The sequence below is a fragment of the Propionivibrio sp. genome (assembly GCF_016790145.1).
Taxonomy (GTDB): Bacteria; Pseudomonadota; Gammaproteobacteria; order Burkholderiales; family Rhodocyclaceae; genus Propionivibrio.
In genome coordinates this window covers 1-21,791 of sequence record NZ_JAEUOI010000180.1, presented here as the reverse complement: position 1 = coordinate 21,791, position 21,791 = coordinate 1, and the positions used below count along the sequence as shown (strand labels likewise).

The window sequence follows — 21,791 nt, the reverse complement described above, 5'->3', positions numbered from 1 at the left end:
TTCTCATAATCACAGGGTTCGCAAGAAGTTGAGAAGCGAGTCAGGTGGCCGATAGCGCAGAACCTTCGAGTTGGGTTCGTGAAGTCTGGCTAGGGCTCGCTCCTTCATTGCCAAGTCGGCTTCCACGTAGTGATGCGTGGTTACCGGGCTCTCATGTCCGAGCCAGAGCGCGATGACGCTGATGTCGACACCCGCCTGCAACAGGTGCATTGCCGTTGTATGGCGGATGGTATGTGGCGAGATTTTCCGCTTTGCCAATGCAGGCTGAGTTTCCGTCGCGTGCTGAACTGCCAATATCAACCTGAGTGTGACATTGGCTCGGGTCATTGCACGCCCATTCCGATTGGGCAGCAATGGGGCCTCCGCCGTAAGCTCTGGATTTGCCCGTAGCCAAGCACGTAGTGTTTTGACTGTCGCGTGCCACAACGGCACGCTACGCTGCTTGCGACCCTTGCCATGCAGATGGACACAAGCGGCGCTGGCGTCGAGCACCACGTCGCCGACCTTGACCCCGATGATCTCCGATACGCGCGCGCCAGTGTTGTACATCAATAGAAACAAGGCATGATCACGCTGGCTCAGCCATGAGTCACCCGCTTCCCCGATTACCGCCAGTACCTCCTCGCGTGTCAGGTAGCCGAACATCGGACGCTCGAAACGTTTTACCGGAACCCCCAAGGCACGCTCGATCACCTGGAGCGATGCCACATCCCGGTGGCCGGCGAACTTGAGAAACGACCGTAGCGCAGCCAAACGAGCGTTGCGACTGCGCACTGAATTGTGTCGTTGCCGTTCAAGATGATCGAGGAAGGCCATGATCAACTCCGGCGTAACGTCGGCCAGCGCCATTACGGCTGGAGCCTTGCCCAATCGTTCCTCGGCAAATTCAAGGAACAGCACGAATCCGTCGCGATAGGTAGCGATGGTCTGCGGACTGAGTGCGCGCTGCTGAGTCAGGTAATCGCCGAAGTAGGCTTGCACCAAGGCAGGAAACGACGTCGGCGATTTTGCATTCTTATTCATCGCAGCCTCCAATTAGGTCAGCGAAATGCTCGAATTTGCTGCCGGCCAGGGCCATCAGTTCCGGAACGGCGGTGAGATACCAATAGGTGTAGAAGATCTCGGCATGGCCCATGTAGGTCGACAGGGCGAGCATCATCTGATCGATGTCTGTACCATCGGCATACCAGCGCATCAGGCGACTAACCGCGAAGGTGTGGCGTAGGTCATGCAGGCGTATGGCGGCATGACCGCCACGATTCGTCCAGCCCAGATGATCGCGCAACATGTTGAAGACTCGGTGGGCCTGGCGGTCTCCCAGCGGCTTCCCAAGCCGCCGGCCACGACTGCCGATCAGAAACGGCATGTCCGCAGCCGTGGCCACATGCCGTGCGCGTGCCTTGCGATATTTCGCCAATGCGGCGAGCGTCGTCGGGTGGACAGGCAGCAGTCGCGATTTGGCGAACTTGGTCTGCCGAATCGTCAGCATCCCACGTTTAAGATCGACATCATCGTCACGTAAATGCAGCGCCTCGGATACCCGCAGGCCGGTCGAGGCCATCAGGCCGAACAGGGTTTCGTAGGTGGCCGGGCGAATGCTCCCTGGCGGACCAAGCTGCCGAGCCGCTGCCAGCAAATCGGAGACTTCCCGTTCATGAAAGATGTGCGGGGCGACGCGTCCCGGCTCTGGGCCAAAGGTCAACTCCTGCGGCACTTCAGTATCTGGTTCGAACTGTTTCAGGTAGCGGGCAAAGTGGCGGACGAAGGCAAGCCGAGCAGCCCAGGTCGATGGTTTGCCACGTTGCCACTTGTCATGACGGGCCCACTCGATCATGAGGTCGGCGGTCAATGGTCCGCGGTGCTTGCGATCGGCAACGTACCGGACAAACCCGGCTAACAATGTGCCGCGTGATCGCAATACAAAGCCAAGGCGATGACGCTCCGCGAGATAACCTGCAACCCGTTGCTGCAAGCGGACGTGCGCGCTCATGCTGCGCTCCCCGGCCAAGGCAATGCGACCTCCGCCAATTTTGGCGTGTCGAGCTTGGCGTAAATCAGAGTGCTGTTAAGCGAGCGATGACGTAACAGGTCGGCGACTTCCTTGAGCGAACTGCCACGCTCGATGAGACGGCAAGCCACGGTATGGCGCAAGGCATGGGCGCTGGCATCCGGCAAACCGATCTGACGGCAGGAACGCTTGATCACCTTCTGTATGGCGCAAGATGTGATGGGAAGAGTGCTGCCGGCAATCTGTCGAACGAAGACGGTCGGGTGACGGATTGCGGGGCGTTCGTGTTGTAAATAGTCGGCAAGCGCCTTGCCGGTTTCTTCAGGAAGAGGAAGCACATCCTGCCGAAGTGACTTGGTACCGCGCAGCATGAGGGTGCCGGCCTGCCAGTCAATATCATTGAGGTTGAGGTGGGCGATCTCTCCAGAGCGCAGCCCCAAGTCTAGCGCCAGGCGCACAATCGCATAGGCACGCTTGGGCATCTTGCGTGCTGAGGTTGCAGCGATCAGCAGTCGATCGGCGTCACCGACGTTCAGTGCCTTTGGCAGTGTTGCGAGCCGCCAATGGACTGGGTTCGCAATGACTGCTGCAAGTTTGCCGACATGATCGCCGCAGGTGGCTCGGTAACGCAGGTAACTCCGTAGTGCTGCTGCATGTTGTGATGCATTGGCGGCCGACTGATGCTCTGTAAGTCGCCGGGCAAGAAATTGCCGAATATCGTCAGGCCGTAACCGGGCAAATATAATCTCGCGATGCTTGAACTTGCCTTCCAGCAGCCAGCCAATAATGCGCAGGCGCCCTCTGCGCGTACAGGTGACCAGCCCGCGAACGTCGCGGAGATGTTCATCGTAGCGTTGCAATTCTGCTGTGATATGTGCCGAATAGGTCGAGGCTTTCGGGGAATTCGGCAAATCCCCATTCGTCGTTGAATTGGTCATAACGGTCTCCTGGAATGGAGCCGTTACTTCAGACTACCGTCAAGATTATGTCGAGCCTGTACTGGAGCCAGTCTCTGCTAACCTTTGTATTGCCTGGATTTGCTCACTGCCGTCTGCGATTACTTTCCATAATCAACGACTATGCATAATCGGCCTTATGGAAAGCTTTCCATAAGGCCGAGTAGCTGACGGTGACGAGACTTTGCCGACTGGCTGCTTTCACCCCTTACGGAAACGAGGCGCGAACGCCCAAGGTTGCTTTCTTGCAGCCATCGTTATCTGATCTCGCTGGCTTTATGGGCGTATTCGGAGCCTAGGATTTCTAGTACAGGAGTATTGCCGTTCGGGCTACGGTTGAAAGCATGCATCAGAACAGCCTTAACATCAGCGGGTCTTGACATTTTCCTAGACGGTTGTCTTTCCTGCGAATGGTCTTCAACGGTGGCTTTCAATTTCTGGTAGCGGTGAGTAAGCGCCACTGATCAACCCTTTTCCTGGATCCGTACTATCATTACGAAATGTGAAGAAAAAACACCCAGTGCATCCTTTATGAAGCAAGCAGCTACTATTCATTGGCATGTTCTGGTAATTTCAGATAGTCGAGGCCAGTGGGTTTGGCGATTGATTCTCTTGAATTGAAGACCAGGCACACAATGCTCCAAGCTCTCAAAGTTAAACTGATGTCCGGCTCCTATGCAAATGGCGCATGGGAAGGAGTGATTGAGATTCATTCTTCTTCAACGCTGGAGGAGCTTCATCTGGCCATTCAGAAAGCAACCAATTTTGATAATGACCACATGTATCAGTTTTACATCGCAAGAACCGAACGAAGTCGTGAACGGGTCAGTTTTGATGATGAAAGCGGTGAAGTTTTCAATACGACTATAGGGGATCTGTATCCACTTCCCAATAAGCGGAACTTGTATTACTTTTTTGATTTTGGAGATAGCTGGCTTTTCAAAATCACTAAAACAAGAAAAGGTGTCCAACAGCCCTGTCCAGGCATCAAGTACCCAAGGTTGATCCTCGAAATCGGTGAAAAGCCAGAACAATATCCTGCGTGGGAAGAGTGAGTGGTCTATCACAGCGGTTAACACAGACGCGGCACGATTGGGAGAGAATGTAAATTGACAGCGCCCGAGCCTGTGGAGGTTGAAGTGGTGATCGAAATTCCACGGGGTAATTTTCTCAAGCGCGGATCCAATGGCCACGTCGATTTCATTTCCCCTTTGCCGTGTCCGTTCAACTATGGTTCCGTGCCGGAGTTCTTGGGACTCGATGGTGATCTGTTGGATGCCTTGGTGCTTGGCCCCAGATTGCCGCTCGGCACGCGCATACGGGTCAAGGCATGGGGAGCGGTGATGCTGACCGACCGCGGCATGACGGACGACAAGCTGATCTGCTGCGAACGCTCTCCAACCCTGCGTGAGCGCGAAGATGTGCTGCGATTCTTTCGCTTCTATGCTAAGTGCAAGGAACTTCTAAATATTTGGCGTCGTCGACCTGGGCGCAATGCTTGTGATGGTTGGTGCGATGCCACTCAAGCACTTGCTCGCGCCAGACCGCGAAATGATTCGTGGAAGGGATCACCCATTGAGTTCTGATTTTTCAATGGACATGATAGCTTCGACTTTAACCCCTTGATGAAATGCTCGGCCAGGAGCCGCCAGGCCATTCCACCGAGTATGACCACGCCGAGCAGCAATACGCCCCACAGGTTGAAGGTGCGCTGGCGCGCCGGTAAACCGGCCTGGCTGGCGGCGCTGTCTGCGGAGACATTGGCCGGGCCGGTTCGTAATTCACCGGCTTGCGCCCGTTCGAGTTGATTGAGCTCGCCCGGAGTGAATCCGGGTGCCACTTGACTGAGTGCCTGGCTGGCCGGCGTTGCCTCGCTGCGGCCAAAATTCAGGGTGTAGGGCGGCGTGCCACCGGCGAGAAAAACGAGGGTCATGGGTTGCCACGAGAGCCCGAGTTCAGGCCGGGCTGTTGCCGCGGCATTCTGCGGTCGAATCACCCACTCTTGCCGATGACCAAGGCCGACGTTCAGGGCTCCGGACGGCGGGTCTGGCCGTTCTGGGTGATCTGGTAGAAGGTGGCCTGGGTTTTCGGCTGAAAGGCCCATTCGCTGGTTTTCCCGGCCTGGCGACTTGGGCGCCGGCGTAGTAACCGAGCGTCATCGGGTAGACGATATTGGGTTCGCTCAGTTTGAGGGCAATCTCGGCCGGGGTAAACCTGATCACCCGCCTGATTCCCGTCGACCGGCTTGAACCACAGGGTTTCGCGGACGGGCTCGCGGCTTTGCCGGTTCACCGTTTCCGCCTGAAACGCCGGGAAAATTACTGGCTCTCCCCGACGCCAGGCCAAGCGCGCATAGCGGAAGGACTGCGGGCTGAATTCGAGCCGCTCGCTGGCCAGGGTCTGGGCGCTGTCATTGCTCAACCAGTTCAGTTCGGTGGCGCCGATGGTTTGCCAGCGCTTGAGATCGTTGCTGGTTTCCAGCCAGACTTCGGCGCTATAGCTGGTTTCGAATCCGGCGCCATTCATCTCAGCCGGATACAAAGCCTTACATATTCTCTGACATCCGCCAGCCCTTCACGGCGTTATTCCCCTTTAGGCGCTGTACTTTCGCAGTGTCGGAAAAAATTTTTATTTGCCGCGTATTTGCTCGCGCTGGTCGAGAGAAATGGTTCAGAGGAAAAATGAAAAAGCTTGCATTTTTGATGATCGCCGTCGGTGCATTGGTTTCAGGCTGTGTCGCCTACGTTCCGGATTTTGATCATGGCCCGCAACACGGCAACAGCTATCGGTACCATGGCGGCGGCCCATACCGCATCGAGCGCGACCGCGATGGAGACGGCGTACCCGACAGGCAGGACAGACGCCCGGACAATCCGTACCGCTACTGAGTCGGCGCAGCAGCGGCGCGGCGCTCCGCCGCCTTGACCAACGCTGTGGCCTCCTGCGCTGTAAGCGACTTCCAGGGCCAGGGGATCAGTCCGGGCACCCGTTTCATGTAAGTGCGATAGACCTCTCCATGGTAGATCAGCAGCTTCATTTCTTCGAGCCGCGAACCGATGATGAAATAAATCGTCATCATCACACCGGAGATCAGCATTGCGGCACTCATGTCGCGTGTCCAGATCAGGATCAGGCTGAAGAAATACCACGGATGACGCACATGTCGATGGAAAGGCGAAAGATGGAAGCCCTCCTGATCCTCGACACGTCGGGTATGCGATGTCCACTGGCGCCAGCCGATGAATTCCTGCGCATCGTAATGTTTCAGCGACATGATGAAGGCCAGCACCGCCGCCACGGCCAGTCCATTCGCTAACCAGGCCCCCGGCCCCTGCCAGGACCACAGCATCGGACCGGGATGGCGAAGCATCAGCCAGAGAATCGGCAGCAGCATGATCAGCGCCAGCATATTGAAGCCCAGCCGATAGATCGGCATCCGCGCCGGATAGCGCAAGGCCACCCATCGCTTGACGTGGAGCGAAGCGAGCACCGAGTGCATGGCGAAATACATCAGCCAGAACAGCGCCAGCACGGCCAACTCCCGCCAAGTTGTTTCAGTCATTTCCGGCCATTCCCAATTATTCTTCGAGTCTGCCTTTGCCGGGCAAGTATAACGATGGATCCTCTGCGAGGTCCCAGCACAGCAGTTTCGGCACCGAAACATTTTCCGGCACCGGTCAGTGAGGCAGGCCGGACGGGCGGCTCCGCATTTGGCTGTAAGTAATCATGCGGCCCGAACGACCAAGCTACATACCCTCAGTCAGGAGAACCCTGTGTCACCCTTGACCCTGTTTCACCGCGCCACCGTATCGTTCTGCCTCGCCCTGGCGCCACTTGCAGCGCAAGCCGCCGCTTGCAGCGCGCACAGTCCCGCACATGGCGTGGCGCTGATCGAGCTTTATACCTCCGAAGGGTGCAGTAGTTGTCCGCCGGCAGATCGCTGGCTTGGGGAACTGTCACGCCGATTCACTGCCGAACAGGCTGTTGCGCTCTCGCTGCACGTTGATTACTGGGACTACATCGGCTGGAAAGACCCCTTCGCTCAGGCCCGGTTTTCCGAACGCCAGCGCTGGTTGAGCCAACTGGCCGCAAGCAGCACCATTTACACCCCCGAGGTTTTTGCCGGGATGAAGGAACTGCGCGGATGGAACAGGCATGACGTCCTTGAGCAGCGCATTCAAGCCATCAACCGTCAGCCGGCGCGTGCCCGCATCGGCGTTCAGATGAGCGCTTCGGGCAGCGCTGCGGTCGATCTTGAAGCACGTTTCGCCCTGGTTGACGGCGCCCGGTCGGGAGCAGCCGCACAGGGCATCGTCATTGTTTTCGAGAAAAAGCTGTCAACAGAAGTCAGGGCGGGAGAGAACAAGGGCGCACGGCTTGAGCACGACAACGTGGTGCGCTACTGGTCGGCGCCGGTAATGCTTGATGCGCAAACAGGACGCGCAGAGTGGCGGCAGACCGTCAAGCTGCCCGCCGACTGGAAGCGCGAGAACCTGGGCATTGCAGCTCTGGTTCAGGACGCTAAGGCAGGCGAGGTGCTGCAAGCGGTATCGATGCCGGGCTGCGTTTAACCTGTGTTTAACCTTTCGCAAAATTGTCATCAGTATTTATGGAGAAGATCATGAATCGTCGTCAAACCCTCAAGTGGCTCGGTGGCCTATCCACCTTCCTGCTTCCCATTCCGGCCACGCAAATGGCCATTGCCAAGGAAGAAAAAACCATGCAACTTGTCAAATCAAAGTCCGAATGGGCTGCACTGCTTCCGCAACCCGCCTATCGCGTCCTGTTCGAGGAAGATACCGAGCGCGCCGGAACAAGCCCGCTTAACAACGAAAAACGCGATGGAACCTTCGTTTGCGCAGCCTGCTTCCTGCCCCTGTTCGACAGCAGGATGAAATACGAAAGCGGCACCGGTTGGCCCAGTTTCTGGGAACCTCTGCCCGCTGCGGTAGTCACCAAGACCGATTTCAAGATGATCTATCCGCGCACCGAATACCACTGCGCGCGCTGTGGCGGCCATCAGGGACACGTCTTCAACGATGGCCCGAAGCCGACCGGCAAACGCTACTGCAACAACGGCCTTGCGCTGTTGTTCGTACCTCGCGCCGACAAGCTGCCGGAGTTGCGGACATGATCCGGCGGCTTTGCATGGCTGTTATGTGCTCGCTGGGCCTTGTCGCTTTGACCAGTGTCCTGGCCGCCGAAACAGCGGCGGTCAAGACGGGAAACACGGCGAGCGCACTATTTGCCGGCGGTTGTTTCTGGTGCGTCGAGGCCGATTTCGAGAAGCTGCCCGGCGTCATCGGCGCCGAATCCGGTTACACCGCCGGCAAGATACCGAACCCGACTTACGAGCAGGTCAGCGCCGGCGGCACCGGACACACCGAAGCGGTGCGTGTCACTTACGATCCGGCCAGGGTGAGCTATGCGCAACTGGTGGATTTTTTCTGGAAGCATATTGACCCGACGGTCAAGGACAAACAGTTCTGCGACAGCGGCAACCAGTATCGCAGTGGCATCTACTGGCAGAACGAGAGCGAACGCAAGGTTGCCGAAAGCAGCCGCGATGCCTTGCTCTCGAGCGGAAAATTCAAGGAAATCCATACCGAGATCATCGCCGCCACGGCCTTTTATCCGGCCGAGGAATACCATCAGGACTACTACAAGAAAAATCCGATCCGCTACGCCTACTACCGCAATGGCTGCGGCAGGGATGCGCGGGTGCAGCAACTCTGGGGAAGCAAGTAGCCTGTTCGGTCAGACTAGCGAACTATGCGTGCATCAATTACCCGCCCCAGCGGGCCATGCTCGACGTGCAGGATGCGTGCGGACTGCCAGGTGGCGAGCTTTCCGGCGTCGAGCGCCATTCCCGTGGCCAATCGGTCCATCCCGATAAAACGGTGCGCCGCTGGCGGGTTGAAGCGTCGATGGATGCGGCTGACCAGGCCATTGACGGCAAGAACCAGCAGTACCAGCCCGACGGCGAGCGGAAAGACACCAACGAGCAGCCTGAGCGCCTGCAGGCTGAGCTGACCCGGATAAGAAACCCACGGCAGTTCAATGCCGAATTGCGCCGCGACCGATCCGAGAACCGGAAGCCAGAGACCAATCCACAAGCCCCAGGCCAGCAAGGTAAACAATATCGCCAGCACCCGCCGCACAGGGTGCGCCAGGTCAGGCCGCTCGATAATCAGCGCTTGTTGTTGGCGTTGATCGTGTCCGGGCTTACGCCGCGGTCTGGACTGATCCATCTCGCTCTCTTCCCCGATCTGCGTGCCAGCGCCGCAGGCAGCGCCGCCACGGCGGTTGTGGCACCGAGTACCCAGTAGATGACCGGATACCAGATCATCCAGAAATAATTCTTCAGCAGCCCCTGATCATAGGGGCGATCCAGCCACAGGCTCAACATCATCTGTACCAGACAGGTGGTGCCGATAAGCAGCCCGGTCCAGCCCAGCATGAGCACGGGTGCGCTCTGCAGGTCGACCCTGTAGAACACCAGATCGGCAATGCGGTAGACCACCAGCAGGGCCATGCAGAATGCCCACAGAATGCTCATTGAATACTCGACAAAGACCGGCCACATACGCGGCCGTTGCCAGATTTCCGACCAGTAGTCAAAAATAACCTGGGCGCCGCCGGTGGCCCAGCGCAGGCGCTGGTTCCACAGTCCCTTCAGTGTCTCCGGCATCAGGATCCAGCACAAAGCGCGCGGCTCGAAGCGTACTTCCCAGCCGGCCAGTTGCAGCTTCCAGGTGATGTCGACATCCTCGGTCATCTTGTCCGGGCTCCAGAAGCCGGCCTCGAACAGGGCGCTGCGCCGGAACGCGGCGATCACGCCGGAAACAGTGAAGATCAGCCCGATCGAGCGTTGCGCGCGCTTGATCAGGCCGACGATCGACGAGAACTCGCCGACCTGGATGCGCCCGAGCAGCGTCGAACGCGTGCGCACGCGCGGATTGCCGGTCACCGCCCCGACCTCCGGCTCATCGAAGTGGCGTACCAGCCAGTGCAGGCACCACGGGTCGAGCCGGGCATCGCCATCAATGCCGACCAGGATCTCGGCATGCGTCAGCAATGCGGCGGTGTTCAGTCCGACGGCCTTGCCCTGATTCTTGACGTTGTGAATGACGCGCAACAGCGGGTACTCATCGGCCAGGTCATCGAGAATTTCCCCGGTACGATCGCGGCTGCCGTCGTTGATGGCGATCACCTCGAAGTTCGGATAGCGCAATTCCATCAGCGCATCGATCGTCTCGCGCGCATTCGCCTCCTCGTTGAAGCAGGGAACGAGCACTGCGACCAGCGGATAGTCGGCACGCTCCGGCGGCTGGCTGACGATGCGGTGCGGGTACCGCTCATAGCGGAAATAGAAAGCCACACCACCGATCATCCACAGCAAGGACATCAGCACCGGGTAGAGGAAGACATAGGAAAGCATCACTCCCCAGAAGCTGCCCATCAGTGCTGGTAGCGTCATGGCAGAGTTATGGCAAAAGCGGCTGCGAGCGCAGCGAAAGGTTCGACCAGACCGGGTCGAAGCCCGTATCCGGAAAACCGGCGAGGCCGAACTGGCGGAAACCGTCGGCTTCGAGACGGCGCATGGCGCGGGCGATTTCCGCCGGCGGCTGCGTGCCCGGATCGAATTCGAACAAGACGCGTCCCGCTTCACCTGCCGGAATAAGGGCCAGGTTGGCTGCAGTCGCCGGCAGCACGAGCAGATCGCCCGGACGCAGCTTGCGCCAGGCGTCGGCTGCCACCGCTTCTTTCGGCGCGTAGGCCACGCGCAGCGGCCAGCGCCAGCGCTCCATGACATTCAGCGCGCGCAGCGCATGCTCGTCGCCCGGTGCCCGTGGAATGCGGACACCGGCAAAATTGACATGACGGGCGAGGTCGGCGAGCAATCCGTGATCGCCAAGCCAGTCTACCGGCAGGTCGATGAATACCGGGCTCCCGGCACGACGTTCGATCTGCCAGGCAATATGGTTCAGCTCGTCCGCCGCGACCGGGAGCCTGGTCGTTGGAAACAGCACCGCTTTTTGACCATTGCGGGTCACTCGTGGATCAACGAAAGCCACATTCGGGCTCAGCTTCTGCAGTTCATCGAGCGTCCGCGACAAACCCTCCTCGACGAGCGGCCACTGCGCCGGAACGATACGCACGCTGCGTGCCGGATCGGGCGACCAGAGGTGGCGAACGGCCTCGGCAAAACTCTGCAGTGACGGACTTTCCTCGATCAGGTAGCGCTTGAGCTGCGGCAGCGCTGTGTTCGCCGTGTTGACGCCATCTTCCAGCGTCATGCCCACGGGCATACCCAGTTCGACCGCCAGATCCTGTGCGGCCCGGTTGCTGCGTCCATAAGGCCAGACGATGGCGCGCGGCGGCACGCCGGTATGCTGTTTGATCAGCTCGTTGTTCCGGCGCAGGTCAGTCCGCAGCCGGGCCAGGTAGACTTCGTCCGTTTCGTAGACGCTGTCGGCATACACCCGTGTCGTTGCTGCCGGCTGGGTGTTGCCCTGTGGATTGGCAAGGACGCCACGGTGCAAATCGTAGGAATGCGAAGCGATCTCTACCAGGCCGGAGCGTTGCATCTCGCGAACGTCTGCCCAGGAAACAAATTCGCTGCGTGGAATGGGAACGCCGTCGTAATCGACCATGCCGCCGTCGGGAACGTTCAGCCAGTGGCCGGTCAGCGCCACCACGACCGGGAAGCGGAACAGCTTGAGCAGCGGGAAGACGCGCGTAAAGACATCCTTCTTGCCGTCATCGAAGGTGAGCAGTAGCGCCTTGTCCGGCAGCGCCGGGCCGCCCTGGCGCGAATCGAGAATCTGTTGCAGGCTGACGGGGTGATAGCCACTGGCCTGTAGCCAGGCGAACTGGGCGGCCAGATCGCCGGCGCGTACGGCGGTGCGCGTCAGGCTGCCCGATTTCTCGCTCTCGACCTCGTGGTAGCAAAGGACGATGAAATCACCTGCCGCCTGCGCTGCGGCGAGCGGCAGGAGGGCAAACAGGAGGGCGAGCAGAGCACGCCGGAAGTTGTTCAGAATCGCCATAGCAGAGTCAAGGTAGCAAAATTGCGCGCTTCGCGCACGCCGTCATAAGGGCGCAGGCTGCGACCGATGCCATAACGCAGCGACATGGCACGGCCAAGTTCCCAGCGCTGATGGTATTCAATAGCCTCGGTGTCGCCGTCGCCGAATCCCGACTGCCAGTAGTTGCCGACTGTCAGCGCCAGGCGTTGGCGGAACGAATAGTCATAATCGCGCCAGGCCAGGTTCTCGACGGCAGCGGTGAACCACAGCGAGCGATCTTCAGGCGGATTGAAGTAGGGGGCCGCATAGCCCAGCGAATTGCGCGAGGTATCGGCGCCAAGCGTCGTCTCGAAATTCCAGCGCGGTGTGCTGAGCCAGCGCTCGAACCAGGTGGCCATGACGTTCTGGCGCAGGTTGCCGTCACTGAAGTCGGTGCGGCTGGCGACCAGCGCCAGCTTGCGCGACTCGTGCGCCTGCCAGTCGACGCCGGCGCTTAAACGACTGGCGGTGACGCCGGCACGAACGGCCTGCAAGGGAATGTTGTTGGTCAGGCTCTCGGCCGCAGCGTAGAATTTCCAGTAATCGTCCGGCTGCCAGCGCAGCGTGCCAAGCACCCCGACTTTTTCGGCCCCGCCACCGTTGGTCTCGCCGGTAACTCGCCAGTTGCCCGAGCGCCACTCGGCACCGACGCCGGTTCGCACCCAGTTCGTCCAGGCGCCGTTGAAGTCGGCGCTGGCGCTGTAATTATGGACAAAGGCACGCCAGCGTTCGGCCAGCGGGCTGCTGTACAGCCACGTGTCCACCACCCAGTCGGAAGAGCCGTAGGGGTTGCTGTTCTGGCCTACACCATAGCCGGCATCGACATACAATTCGCGACGATCGTGCAGTTCGAATGTCCGGTCAGCCTGACGCACCCGAGGAGTATCGGCATCGAGGCTGCGCGCCCTCGCCAGTTCGGCCCGCGCCGGTTCCCAATCCTGGAGCGACAGCAAGACTTCGGCACGATCGGCATGCAGAGCGGGATTACGCGGATCGCTGCCAAGCGCGCGCCGCAGATCGGCCTCGCCCTGACGCGGCCAGCCACGTGCCAGATGCAGGCTGGCTTCAGCACTCCGGGCTTCGCTGTTGAACGGCGTCACGGCAAGCCGCTGTTCGATGCGCCGCTGCGCTTCGGCGATGCGCTCGGCGTACAGGCGCGCCTGATCGCTGGCCACTTCGGCACTCCAGCGCTCGCCGTTGGGCTGTCCGTCAAGATGACGGCGCACCGGCAAACTTGCCGCAAAGCGGTCGATGTGTGCCTGCGCCAGCGCCAGCTGCTCGGATTCAACCAGCGCGTAAAACAGCCCGAGATTGGCATCGAAACTGTCCGGTGTGGCCACCAGCACCCGCCGGTAAAGCATTTCAGCCTGGCGTGGCTGGCGCAGCGACAGATAGGCTCCGGCCACATCGCTCAGCGCCCAGACCGGCACCTCAACGTCGATGGCAAGCAGCGCCTCGTACAGCGCCACCGCATCCGACGGACGGTTGCGCGCCGCAAGCGCAGAGATGCGGTCGATCAGCCGCCGCCTTTCTTCCGCATCCGGCTGCAGGCCGGATTGAAAAGCCGCTGCCAGCGCCGCGCTGCTGGAAAGTGCGGAATCGAGTTGGTGATATCGCTCGGGGCCATTCAGGGTGCGTGCATTGATGCGACCGTAACGAATGGCGATTGCGATGCGATCGCCTTCCAGTGCCGCCTGCTCGCGCGCATTGATCCCGGCTTCCAGCCCTGCCGCCTGTTCGAAGATCCCGAGGCGCATGGCGGCCCGCCAGGCTCCGAGGCGGGCTTTGGCATCCTGTGGATTTTTTTCGAGCGTTGCGAGGTAGACCCCGAGCAGCGCTGCCCAGTCGCCATCCGCCGCCAGTTGCTCAGGCGTGCCTGCCGAGGCTGGGCAGGCCAGCGTACAACTCAGCAGAAGCAGATCACGAAAGCTCAATCGCATGCGCGCTTCTCAGCCTTTTCTCTTGGCGCGTGGATGGGACGCATCATAAACTTTAGCCAGATGCTGGAAATCGAGGTGCGTATAAACCTGCGTCGATGCAATGCTGGCATGGCCGAGCATTTCCTGCACCGCGCGCAGGTCGCCGGACGATTGCAAAAGGTGCGAGGCAAACGAATGCCGCAGCATGTGCGGATGTACGCGGGTTGGCAAGCCCTGCGCCTGCGCACGCTGCTTGAGCCGTTCTTCGATCACGCGCGGGTTGATGCGTTTTCCGCGCTGCCCGACGAACAGTGCGGAGGCTTCAGGGGAGGCCACTTCGAGACGATGCCTGGCCCACACCGCGACCGCCTCGCGTGCCTTCTTGCCCACCGGAACCAGGCGCAGCTTGTTGCGCTTGCCGAGAACGCGCACCTCGCCGGCCAGAAGATCGTCCACACATGCCACGTCGAGAGCGGCGAGTTCGGCAAGACGCAGGCCGGACGAGTAGAAAAGCTCGAACATCGCCTGATCCCGAATCTCCAGCACAGCGTCGCTTGCAGAATCGAGAAGGCGGTTGGCTTCGTCGGGCGACAGAACCTTGGGCAAGGCCCTGGGACTTTTTGGTGCGCGAACGCCTTCGACAGGATTTACCGTCATCTCACCGCGCAGACCGAGCCATCGATAAAAGCCCCTCCAGGCGGAAAGCCTGCGCGCCAGTGAGCGCCCACCCAGCCCGCGTGCGTGCATCTGGGAGATGAAACGGCGGATGTGAGGCGTCTGAACGGTATCGAGCTTGTATTGACCAGGCAACTCGCCGATCAACTCACAGAGGACGAGCAGATCACGCCGGTAGTTGCTGACCGTATGCGGAGACTGTCGCCGCTGCTGGGCGAGTTCGTCAAGGTAGGCGCTGACTGACTCGCTTGAAACCATGAATGGGAGTCAATACAGAATCAACTGGGATTCAGCGCAACACCCGTGCCAGCGCGGCCGAGGCCATCTCGCCAAGTCGTTCAAGATACAAGGTGCCCATGCCGGCATAGAAACGTTGTGGCTCTTCGCTGCCGAGCGCGATCATGCCGATCGTGCCGCCACCATTGCGCATGGCAATCAGGGCCTGCGAGCGCAGGTGGCTGGAGGCATCGCCGAACCACGATGAGGTTTCAAAGCCGGAAGTCGAACCGCAGTAGGGTTCGCTGAGGGTCTCGGCGAATACCTGCAACTCTTCGCTGACATCGGCAAATTCAGGCAACTCATCCGAATTTTCCGGGTGACCCCAAAGTCGCAAGGCCACATGCGGAATGGCAAAATCATCGCGCAGATGAAAATTCAGGGTATGCAGCACCGACTGGAAGGAAGCCGCAGCGATCATGGCCACGCCAAGGCGATGCATCTTTTCGCTGATCGAGTCGTTTTCTTCACCGAACTGGAGCAACTCGCTCATCTTTCCTTCTAGCAGCTTGTTTTTGTCACGCAAGCCCAGCATCTGGCGCTCGGTGATCGAGATGGTTCGCCCGCCGTGCGGATGCGGAATCACCAGTCGTGATATCAGGTCCGCATGCTCTTCAAAGAACTGTGGATTATCCTGCAGATACTGAGCGATTTCATCTGATTTCATAATTCAATTTCTCCGGTAAAGACGGTGCAGGCAGGGCCGCTCATCAGCACTGTTGTGCCGAAGCCGCCCCAGGCAATAGTCAGTTCGCCGCCGCGCGTTGACACGCGCACCGGCGAATCGAGCAGACCGCGTGCAATCCCTGCAACCACAGCGGCACAGGCGCCGGTTCCGCAGGAAAGGGTTTCGCCGGCACCGCGTTCAAAAACGCGCAGGCGAATCGCCTGCCGTCCGGCAATCTGCATGAAGCCGGCATTGACCCGCTGCGGAAAGCGGGGATGCGACTCGATCAGCGGCCCCTGCTCGGCAATTGGCGCCGCATCAATATCGGCGACCACCTGCACGGCGTGCGGATTACCCATCGAGACGGCAGTGATCGCAACGTCCTCATCGCCAACCCGCAGCGTCTGCACAAGATCGCTCGTCGGGCTGATAAAAGGAATTCTTTCAGGAACGAAGACCGGCAAGCCCATATCCACCGTGACGTTCCCGTCAGCTTCCAGACGGGGGCAAATCACACCGCTCATCGTTTTAACGCGAATCTCTTTTTTCTCGGTCAATCCTTGATCGTGAACAAAGTGCACGAAGCAGCGCGCACCATTGCCGCACTGTTCGACCTCGCCACCATCGGCATTGAAGATGCGGTATTGGAAATCGACTTCCGGGGTGCTTGCCTTTTCAACCAGAAGAATCTGATCGCAACCCACGCCAAAATGCCGGTCAGCGAGATGGCGGAACTGCGCCGGTATCAGCGTAACCGGCTGGCGAACGCCATCGAGCACGACAAAGTCGTTACCCAGCCCGTGCATTTTAGTGAACTTGAGCTTCATCGTAACCCGCCTGCCTGATCAGGCTCATCGCAGTAATCTTGCCATTATAAAGTCGTCCATGACGAAATCGTTGCCGATATCGACACATACGGCTTGGCGCACGACAAATCCGTGTTTCCTGTACGCCGCGATGGCGCGTTCATTGCGTTTGTTGACCGCCAGAATAATTGTGTTGCAACCCTGCGCCAGCGCCCGCTGCACAACGTGACCAATCAATCGGCCGCCGAGCCCGAGTCGCTGTTGGGCTGGATCGACATATATCTTGTCGAGCTTCATTTCGCCCGGCGTTGCGGTCAGCAGGCTTGAGGCAAAGGCGGCCAGATCGCCATCGAGCGTCGCCTTGTCCCACCAGACTTCCGGCATAGCCAGTTCGCCAAGAAGAAGCCGGGGGTCGTAGCGTTGCTTGAGCATGAAGTCGATCTGCGCCTGCGTGATAATGCCCGGATAGGTATCCTGCCAGACAATGCGTGCCAGCGCGGCAATGGCTTCGACATCGGCGTCGGTGACCGGTGAAATCTGAAGGGTCATTGGTCAGCTTTAAATTTTTCCGGCGAGTTTAATCTTGAACCAGGTCATGTTGCATTTATCGTGGGGTTTGCTGCGCCAACGGTGCGCGCCATCCTTCAGCATTTTCTCGTGCGGCGCAATGAACAAAACCTTTTATCAATCAACCGGCATCAGCGTCCGCAGATCGATCAACGCTTGCTGCGCGCCCGGATCACCAACCAGCAGGGGCCGCTCCTTGAAATCCTTGCCGGCCAGACTCTTGCTCGGATCGAAGCCATCGAAACTTATTCCGGCGAGATCGGCCCAGGTGTGAATGAAGTGTGACGTTCCGTAGCGACGCTCGAGTTGACCGGCAAAATTGCGTGGGTGGAGTGCCCGCCATTTTTCGGAAGACCACACGATGAATGGCACGGTGTACATCGGCGGCGTCGGCTTGCTCTCATTGCGCCCGAGTATGGCGTGCCCGGGTGAATCGAAGACATCCTCGCCGTGGTCCGAAAAGTAAACCAGAAAACCATTGGCCTGAGATGAAGCCATTGCCCCGATCAGGCTGGAGACGACAAAATCGTTGAACAATACGGCATTATCGTAGCTATTGATGACCGGCACCTGATCGTCCCTTACCCAATCGGGTAGCCCCGTGCGATTCTTGAAGATCTCGTACTCCGTCGGATAGCGGTAATCGTATTTCATGTGCGTTCCGAGCAGGTGTACGATGATGAATTTGCGTTCAGCCGGGTCGTTCAGGAGGATTCTATTGAATGGCACGAGGACGTTGCTGTCATATTCCCGCGAGTTCTGGGCACGACTGTTATTCAGATAGATCTGTTCGTCCATCTGCTGCGAAAAGTTGGTGAGCATCGTGTTGCGCTTGGTCATCGTCTGCTGGTTGGTAACCCAGAAGGTCTTGTACCCTGCCTGCTTCATCATGTTCATCAGTGAGGGCTTGGTCAGGTATAAATCAGGGTTTTCCTGGTCGGCAAACGTCAGTACCTGCTGCAGCGTCTCGATGGTATAGGGACGTGGCGCAACGACTTGGGTGAACACCGCGAGTTCCTTGCGCAAGGCATCGAGTCTGGGCGTTGTTGCTCGCGCATAACCGTACAGGCTCATGTGCTGCTTGTTGGTCGATTCGCCGATGACCAGCACCAGCGTCGCCGGAAAACCGGCATTGGCGTCCTTGAACTTGTTCAGTGGCGGGATACTGTTGTTCTGATCGAGCAACTGCTGCATTCCGGCCAACTGCTTGCGGTATTGCGTGTAGCCAAAAATGATCTGCCAGGGAACAGCCGGCTCCATGCGCTTCTCGATAGTTTCAGCCGCTAGCGCAGTTGAAAATTCGCTGTGCCGCAGTAGCCTGTAGTTCGGATAGGCAAAAAGAAACAGCATGATCAGGGTGACGAGTATCCACGCCGTCCTGCGCGACAGGCACAGCGGGCGAATCCTGCGCCACAGAAAGTAAGCGCCAGCACTGTAAATCAATGCGGCTGGAATCATCCACCATACGAAATACTGCGCAATATACTCGCTGGCTTCTGCCGCATTCGATTCAAAGATGATGAAAATTACGCTTTGTGAGAACTCCTGCCGGTAGATGCAGAAGTAGCCCAGACTGACCAGTGAAAACAAGTACAGGATGATGCCGATGGTCGCCGAAATTTGCCGGGTTCGATTCGGGAACAGCAACAAGGGAATCAGCCACAGAGTGCTGGCGATGGTGGCCTGCCGTATGCCGGCAAAGATGGTGGCTCCCGCAAGTTGCAACAGCACATGATGAATGCCTGAGAAGTACCAGAAAAACAGATAGGCCCAGCCGAGAGCAGGCCAATCGATTTTGGCTGGCGGGCTATTTTGTTGCAGGACAGAGGACATTTTGCATTTTCAAAATGAGCAATGCGGCCAGGGCATCCGCAGAAAGTGCCGATAACTGAAGAAGTTTCGCTTGATTGAACAGCGACCGAGGTTAGACAAGTCAGGCCGACGCCCGGACTTCATGAAATCCTGACTCACGCGTACCAGCCTGCCAGGTTTAACATCCGCCGTAGCGATTCAATTTTTACTTTGTAGCTTGTTGAGTACGACCTGATAATTTTTCACTTTTCTGTGATTTTTCTTATAACCATTGGTTGCTGACACGGTGCCTTTTTCAATGTGATCGAGATATTTGAACATTTCTCGTGGAGGAATGGCGACGAATTTATAACCCAGTTCAGGTAACCGATCCTGCATTTCATAACCGGGGATTCTGTCAGCCATCGAAAAAGTCATTCCATGTTGCTTGATGATCTTTACATTCCATAAAGCACAAAAACTCTTCAAATAGATTTCATAGTGTAATTTTGGTGCTCTGGTATTTATTCCGAGCGAAATTTTGGTTCTTCTGAAGTAATACTTGGCGCCTCGAATTACAAATCGCCAGACAGCTTGTGGCAAACTGCGGCAGACAGGCTCCAGGCAACCTACAGCTACAACCTTGTCATCGACGATGCATTTTTCCAGCATGATATTTACTATGGACGGATCGTGAATGAATGTGTCGGTGTGCAGCAATAAAAGATATTTCGTTGTCACCTTATCCAGAACAATATCCAGAGCGGCACCATGCGCCATGAATCCGGATTCCTGGCTGGGCGGCTTTCTTTCAATCAGGTGAATCCAGTTCAGCGATTTCAAATACTCCAGGCTGGCGTCGTTGGAATCATTATCAACAACCCAAACCGGCACCTCGGCCACATTGATGCCTTGCTGAATTAATTCCATACAAATCGACGTCATTTCCAGCGACTTGTAATTGACAAGAACAATACTAAAACTGGGGTTGCAATCAACTTTCTCGCTCATTGCGGTCTGGCTCCAAAGGTATGAAATACTTTCGCTAAGGGATACTCGCGGTTACCGTGGCTTGAACAAACTCTTAGCAAGTGTCCCGTAGCATCCTCCGGATGGTTGATGGATCAACGCACGATTGGATTGCAGGCTCACTGTTTAAGTAAAATTCTCGCCACTTCGGCGGCGGCTACGCGCATTCCGTTGCAGTTCCAGTGCGTATCGTCTCGCCAATAGACATAATGCCCTTTCGTTAATAGACGAGCGGCCTCAGCACTTAATACGGGCGTAAGATCGTGAACCGGTATGCCCGCCTGCCTGGCGGCCTCGGCAAGATAGTTCCATTGTTCATTCGGTAGCGATTGCGCTGGCAACCATTGGGCATACACCCGGTATTTGACCGGCACAAAAAATATCTCGACCAAATTAGGCTTGAGGATCTGCAAGGCCGATACGAAGTTCAGATCGGTTTCCTTAAGTTTGCTGCGGTTGTTGATCAGCGCCTGCTCTTTGGAGTAAAAGGCGACAGGCTTGCCGCCAATCTCCTGAACCAGTGCCGGTGGCGCGTGCTCGCCGCTTCTCTTTTTCTGTCCGCGCAGATAAAGCGAGCGGGTGTAGCGCCACAGACTGCTGCTCTTGAACAGGCCGTAGTAGCTGTCAAACCGGCTGTGCCTGGTAACGGGCTTGTTAGTAAATGGGATGAAATCGTTGCCTTCGTACACAAAAAGTGCCATACGGAAATCATTCCCCTTGAGCCGTCGGAATGCCCGGACGCGATTGACGTAGTCGTTCATGTCACCGGGGAAACCAAGGTTGTAGGAATCAAGATTGTGGCTCTGCCTTAGCCATTCGGAAATTAAACAGGATTGGGTGTCGTTGGCCCCGGCGACGAAAGAATCGCCGACTAGTACTAAATTCTGTCCATGATAGTCGGATGGATTGCGAAATCCCAGGCTATCGGTAAGGTAGGCAATCTCGTGCGGCTCCTTGACGCCAGCTTTCTCGATGGCCTCTATATCGCCGAACAAGGCATTCATGCTGAATTGCGTGTCTGGTTTATAAATCTCTCCGAAGTCCGGATTGCTCGATTTCATCAACTCGTGAGGTCGATAGTAGATGCTACTTTCCAGGCCGCTGAAATGGATTACTGCATTCAACAGCAACGTAAAAACCGCCAGGGACATTGCGCTGAGCATAGCCTGTGCCCCTCCGGCGAACAGGAAAGTTATTGCCATCAATAACCAGACGGCAAACAAAACCGGCCTTGGAAAACCGTAAAACAGCAAAGCATGGAAACTCAACAACAGGGCAAGCACGTAGAGGAATGCAGGTTTTATGTGGGAGATGTTCATGGTTGCGGTTTTGTTACGGTCGAATCAATTCATACAGGCGCTGGGCAACCTTGTTGTGCCCTGCACTGGTCAGATGGTCGTCAATTCGGTAGTAATCATCGCGCTCAAGGTTCAGATCAACAAATTCGACATTGGGCAGTTGCCGGGCTTTCCCCGCCGGAAAGGCGCGGAACTTCCCACCCTTCGCGTTGCTGTAAAAGATGATGATACGTTTGGCCTTTAACGCCTCATGCTGACTGAAGGCGTCGACAACAGGCTGGTAATGCGGCAAAAAGTCTTTGGGTGGTTCGGGAAGCAATCGTATTTTAAGGAGTGAAAGGGGGATCCTGAACGTTAACCAGTAGCCTTTGTTAAGTAACTTGAGCTCGCTGGACAAGGAGGCCCCGCGCGCCTGGGTGATGGTTGCGAATTCTTTTTTTGCGTCTTGTGGAGAAGGGGGGACGAATCCCACATTTTCTTCAAGGTCGTTGTCGCAATACTGGATTATGATGGCGTCCACCGTGTCCAGCAAGCCGGACTTTTCCATCCACATCAACTCCCTGACCGTGCCGTAGCTTGAAACCGCCAGGTTGTATACCGGACGGCCACTCAGCCTTTGCAGTTCCGCCGAAAAAGTCTCCTCATCGCCTACCCCCCAACCCATGGCATGAGAATCGCCAAGCACGGCAATGCCTTTTCCTGCAGGTTTATCCCCTGTATATCGACCT

Annotated in this window: 24 protein-coding genes; 6 read left to right on the top strand and 18 right to left on the bottom strand. The window is 57.6% G+C overall.

What is annotated here, in order from left to right; genetic code table 11:
• Positions 1-9: 9 nt before the first annotated feature.
• Genes JNM42_RS15080 through JNM42_RS15070 form a run of 3 tightly spaced genes read right to left on the bottom strand, consistent with a single transcriptional unit; the run spans position 10 to position 2,946 of the window.
• On the bottom strand, positions 10-1,023 hold the full coding sequence (locus JNM42_RS15080) for a tyrosine-type recombinase/integrase (protein WP_294271882.1): 1,014 nt from the start codon (positions 1,021-1,023) through the stop codon (positions 10-12).
• Positions 1,016-1,990, bottom strand: a complete 975-nt coding sequence (locus JNM42_RS15075) for a tyrosine-type recombinase/integrase (RefSeq protein ID WP_294271879.1) — start codon at positions 1,988-1,990, stop codon at positions 1,016-1,018. Before JNM42_RS15075 ends, JNM42_RS15080 begins: the two co-directional genes overlap by 8 nt.
• Positions 1,987-2,946: a tyrosine-type recombinase/integrase gene (locus JNM42_RS15070; RefSeq protein ID WP_294271877.1), complete on the bottom strand. Its 960-nt coding sequence runs from the start codon at positions 2,944-2,946 to the stop codon at positions 1,987-1,989. The genes JNM42_RS15075 and JNM42_RS15070 overlap by 4 nt, the downstream gene beginning before the upstream one ends.
• Before the next feature lie 653 nt (positions 2,947-3,599).
• Between JNM42_RS15070 and JNM42_RS15065 the strand changes: the two genes are divergently transcribed.
• Positions 3,600-4,019 (top strand): hypothetical protein, encoded by a 420-nt coding sequence (locus JNM42_RS15065; protein ID WP_294271875.1) that lies wholly within the window; start codon positions 3,600-3,602, stop codon positions 4,017-4,019.
• Positions 4,020-4,103: 84 nt separating this feature from the next.
• Complete coding sequence (locus JNM42_RS15060; RefSeq protein ID WP_294271872.1) at positions 4,104-4,550, top strand: inorganic diphosphatase; 447 nt, start codon at positions 4,104-4,106, stop codon at positions 4,548-4,550.
• Here JNM42_RS15060 and JNM42_RS15055 read toward each other — a convergent pair.
• Together JNM42_RS15055 and JNM42_RS15050 are read right to left on the bottom strand one after the other, a co-directional pair.
• Positions 4,487-5,068 carry a DUF3999 family protein gene (locus JNM42_RS15055; protein WP_294271870.1) on the bottom strand — a complete coding sequence of 194 codons (582 nt, stop codon included), beginning with the start codon at positions 5,066-5,068 and terminating at the stop codon, positions 4,487-4,489. The genes JNM42_RS15060 and JNM42_RS15055 overlap by 64 nt on opposite strands.
• Entirely contained in the window at positions 4,990-5,490 is a 501-nt protein-coding gene (locus JNM42_RS15050) for a DUF3999 family protein (protein WP_294271869.1), read from the bottom strand. The genes JNM42_RS15055 and JNM42_RS15050 overlap by 79 nt, the downstream gene beginning before the upstream one ends.
• A gap of 155 nt (positions 5,491-5,645) precedes the next feature.
• Between JNM42_RS15050 and JNM42_RS15045 the strand changes: the two genes are divergently transcribed.
• The gene (locus tag JNM42_RS15045) at positions 5,646-5,852 is read left to right on the top strand and encodes a hypothetical protein (protein WP_294271867.1); all 207 of its coding nucleotides are present in this window, start codon (positions 5,646-5,648) and stop codon (positions 5,850-5,852) included.
• Here JNM42_RS15045 and JNM42_RS15040 read toward each other — a convergent pair.
• Entirely contained in the window at positions 5,846-6,526 is a 681-nt protein-coding gene (locus JNM42_RS15040) for a hypothetical protein (RefSeq protein ID WP_294271864.1), read from the bottom strand. The two genes, JNM42_RS15045 and JNM42_RS15040, sit on opposite strands and share 7 nt — an antisense overlap.
• A 211-nt stretch (positions 6,527-6,737) precedes the next feature.
• On the opposite strand from JNM42_RS15040, the gene JNM42_RS15035 reads away from it, so the two are divergent.
• From JNM42_RS15035 to msrA, 3 genes are read left to right on the top strand one after another with little or no spacing between them, the layout of a single operon-like run.
• Entirely contained in the window at positions 6,738-7,535 is a 798-nt protein-coding gene (locus JNM42_RS15035; RefSeq protein ID WP_294271862.1) for a thioredoxin family protein, read from the top strand.
• Between the two features lie 50 nt (positions 7,536-7,585).
• Positions 7,586-8,098: a peptide-methionine (R)-S-oxide reductase MsrB gene (gene msrB / locus JNM42_RS15030; protein ID WP_294271859.1), complete on the top strand. Its 513-nt coding sequence runs from the start codon at positions 7,586-7,588 to the stop codon at positions 8,096-8,098.
• 14 nt (positions 8,099-8,112) lie between these two features.
• Positions 8,113-8,712 (top strand): peptide-methionine (S)-S-oxide reductase MsrA, encoded by a 600-nt coding sequence (msrA, locus tag JNM42_RS15025; RefSeq protein WP_294271856.1) that lies wholly within the window; start codon positions 8,113-8,115, stop codon positions 8,710-8,712.
• 14 nt (positions 8,713-8,726) lie between these two features.
• Here the strand turns inward: msrA and pgaD are convergent, their stop codons facing one another.
• The 12 genes from pgaD to JNM42_RS14965 all read right to left on the bottom strand — a co-directional run.
• Positions 8,727-9,215: a poly-beta-1,6-N-acetyl-D-glucosamine biosynthesis protein PgaD gene (gene pgaD / locus JNM42_RS15020; RefSeq protein ID WP_294271852.1), complete on the bottom strand. Its 489-nt coding sequence runs from the start codon at positions 9,213-9,215 to the stop codon at positions 8,727-8,729.
• Complete coding sequence (gene pgaC / locus JNM42_RS15015) at positions 9,155-10,444, bottom strand: poly-beta-1,6-N-acetyl-D-glucosamine synthase (RefSeq protein ID WP_294271849.1); 1,290 nt, start codon at positions 10,442-10,444, stop codon at positions 9,155-9,157. Before pgaC ends, pgaD begins: the two co-directional genes overlap by 61 nt.
• A 7-nt stretch (positions 10,445-10,451) precedes the next feature.
• Positions 10,452-12,017, bottom strand: a complete 1,566-nt coding sequence (gene pgaB, locus JNM42_RS15010) for a poly-beta-1,6-N-acetyl-D-glucosamine N-deacetylase PgaB (protein WP_294271845.1) — start codon at positions 12,015-12,017, stop codon at positions 10,452-10,454.
• Positions 12,005-13,975, bottom strand: a complete 1,971-nt coding sequence (gene pgaA, locus JNM42_RS15005; protein WP_294271842.1) for a poly-beta-1,6 N-acetyl-D-glucosamine export porin PgaA — start codon at positions 13,973-13,975, stop codon at positions 12,005-12,007. Before pgaA ends, pgaB begins: the two co-directional genes overlap by 13 nt.
• Before the next feature lie 9 nt (positions 13,976-13,984).
• Positions 13,985-14,887, bottom strand: coding sequence for a tyrosine recombinase XerC (xerC, locus tag JNM42_RS15000; RefSeq protein ID WP_294271839.1), 903 nt, complete (start codon positions 14,885-14,887; stop codon positions 13,985-13,987).
• Between the two features lie 31 nt (positions 14,888-14,918).
• A complete protein-coding gene (locus JNM42_RS14995; protein ID WP_294271836.1) occupies positions 14,919-15,572 on the bottom strand; it encodes a DUF484 family protein in 654 nt (217 codons plus the stop codon).
• Entirely contained in the window at positions 15,569-16,399 is an 831-nt protein-coding gene (gene dapF / locus JNM42_RS14990) for a diaminopimelate epimerase (protein ID WP_294271833.1), read from the bottom strand. The genes JNM42_RS14995 and dapF overlap by 4 nt, the downstream gene beginning before the upstream one ends.
• Before the next feature lie 24 nt (positions 16,400-16,423).
• The gene (locus tag JNM42_RS14985; protein WP_294271830.1) at positions 16,424-16,927 is read right to left on the bottom strand and encodes a GNAT family N-acetyltransferase; all 504 of its coding nucleotides are present in this window, start codon (positions 16,925-16,927) and stop codon (positions 16,424-16,426) included.
• Between the two features lie 135 nt (positions 16,928-17,062).
• Positions 17,063-18,778, bottom strand: coding sequence for a phosphoethanolamine transferase CptA (gene cptA / locus JNM42_RS14980; RefSeq protein WP_294271827.1), 1,716 nt, complete (start codon positions 18,776-18,778; stop codon positions 17,063-17,065).
• A 177-nt stretch (positions 18,779-18,955) separates the two neighbouring features.
• Complete coding sequence (locus tag JNM42_RS14975; RefSeq protein WP_294271824.1) at positions 18,956-19,747, bottom strand: glycosyltransferase; 792 nt, start codon at positions 19,745-19,747, stop codon at positions 18,956-18,958.
• A 137-nt stretch (positions 19,748-19,884) separates the two neighbouring features.
• Entirely contained in the window at positions 19,885-21,084 is a 1,200-nt protein-coding gene (locus JNM42_RS14970; RefSeq protein WP_294271821.1) for a hypothetical protein, read from the bottom strand.
• Positions 21,085-21,097: 13 nt separating this feature from the next.
• Positions 21,098-21,791: SGNH/GDSL hydrolase family protein (locus JNM42_RS14965; RefSeq protein WP_294271818.1), on the bottom strand; the 694-nt coding region annotated here is incomplete at its 5' end.

Excerpts from the sequence above, each read along its gene's own strand:
- pgaB (WP_294271845.1), bottom strand. The coding sequence starts at position 12,017 with ATGGCGATTCTGAACAACTTCCGGCGTGCTCTGCTCGCCCTCCTGTTT.
- JNM42_RS14985 (WP_294271830.1), bottom strand. The coding sequence starts at position 16,927 with ATGACCCTTCAGATTTCACCGGTCACCGACGCCGATGTCGAAGCCATT.
- JNM42_RS14975 (WP_294271824.1), bottom strand. The coding sequence starts at position 19,747 with ATGAGCGAGAAAGTTGATTGCAACCCCAGTTTTAGTATTGTTCTTGTC.
- JNM42_RS15045 (WP_294271867.1), top strand. The coding sequence starts at position 5,646 with ATGAAAAAGCTTGCATTTTTGATGATCGCCGTCGGTGCATTGGTTTCA.
- JNM42_RS15075 (WP_294271879.1), bottom strand. The coding sequence starts at position 1,990 with ATGAGCGCGCACGTCCGCTTGCAGCAACGGGTTGCAGGTTATCTCGCG.
- pgaD (WP_294271852.1), bottom strand. The coding sequence starts at position 9,215 with ATGGATCAGTCCAGACCGCGGCGTAAGCCCGGACACGATCAACGCCAA.
- JNM42_RS15065 (WP_294271875.1), top strand. The coding sequence starts at position 3,600 with ATGCTCCAAGCTCTCAAAGTTAAACTGATGTCCGGCTCCTATGCAAAT.
- JNM42_RS15050 (WP_294271869.1), bottom strand. The coding sequence starts at position 5,490 with ATGAATGGCGCCGGATTCGAAACCAGCTATAGCGCCGAAGTCTGGCTG.
- JNM42_RS14995 (WP_294271836.1), bottom strand. The coding sequence starts at position 15,572 with ATGAAATCAGATGAAATCGCTCAGTATCTGCAGGATAATCCACAGTTC.
- msrA (WP_294271856.1), top strand. The coding sequence starts at position 8,113 with ATGGCTGTTATGTGCTCGCTGGGCCTTGTCGCTTTGACCAGTGTCCTG.
- JNM42_RS15055 (WP_294271870.1), bottom strand. The coding sequence starts at position 5,068 with ATGGGCCTTTCAGCCGAAAACCCAGGCCACCTTCTACCAGATCACCCA.
- pgaC (WP_294271849.1), bottom strand. The coding sequence starts at position 10,444 with ATGACGCTACCAGCACTGATGGGCAGCTTCTGGGGAGTGATGCTTTCC.
- JNM42_RS15070 (WP_294271877.1), bottom strand. The coding sequence starts at position 2,946 with ATGACCAATTCAACGACGAATGGGGATTTGCCGAATTCCCCGAAAGCC.
- cptA (WP_294271827.1), bottom strand. The coding sequence starts at position 18,778 with ATGTCCTCTGTCCTGCAACAAAATAGCCCGCCAGCCAAAATCGATTGG.
- dapF (WP_294271833.1), bottom strand. The coding sequence starts at position 16,399 with ATGAAGCTCAAGTTCACTAAAATGCACGGGCTGGGTAACGACTTTGTC.
- pgaA (WP_294271842.1), bottom strand. The coding sequence starts at position 13,975 with ATGCGATTGAGCTTTCGTGATCTGCTTCTGCTGAGTTGTACGCTGGCC.
- JNM42_RS15040 (WP_294271864.1), bottom strand. The coding sequence starts at position 6,526 with ATGACTGAAACAACTTGGCGGGAGTTGGCCGTGCTGGCGCTGTTCTGG.
- msrB (WP_294271859.1), top strand. The coding sequence starts at position 7,586 with ATGAATCGTCGTCAAACCCTCAAGTGGCTCGGTGGCCTATCCACCTTC.
- JNM42_RS15080 (WP_294271882.1), bottom strand. The coding sequence starts at position 1,023 with ATGAATAAGAATGCAAAATCGCCGACGTCGTTTCCTGCCTTGGTGCAA.
- xerC (WP_294271839.1), bottom strand. The coding sequence starts at position 14,887 with ATGGTTTCAAGCGAGTCAGTCAGCGCCTACCTTGACGAACTCGCCCAG.
- JNM42_RS14970 (WP_294271821.1), bottom strand. The coding sequence starts at position 21,084 with ATGAACATCTCCCACATAAAACCTGCATTCCTCTACGTGCTTGCCCTG.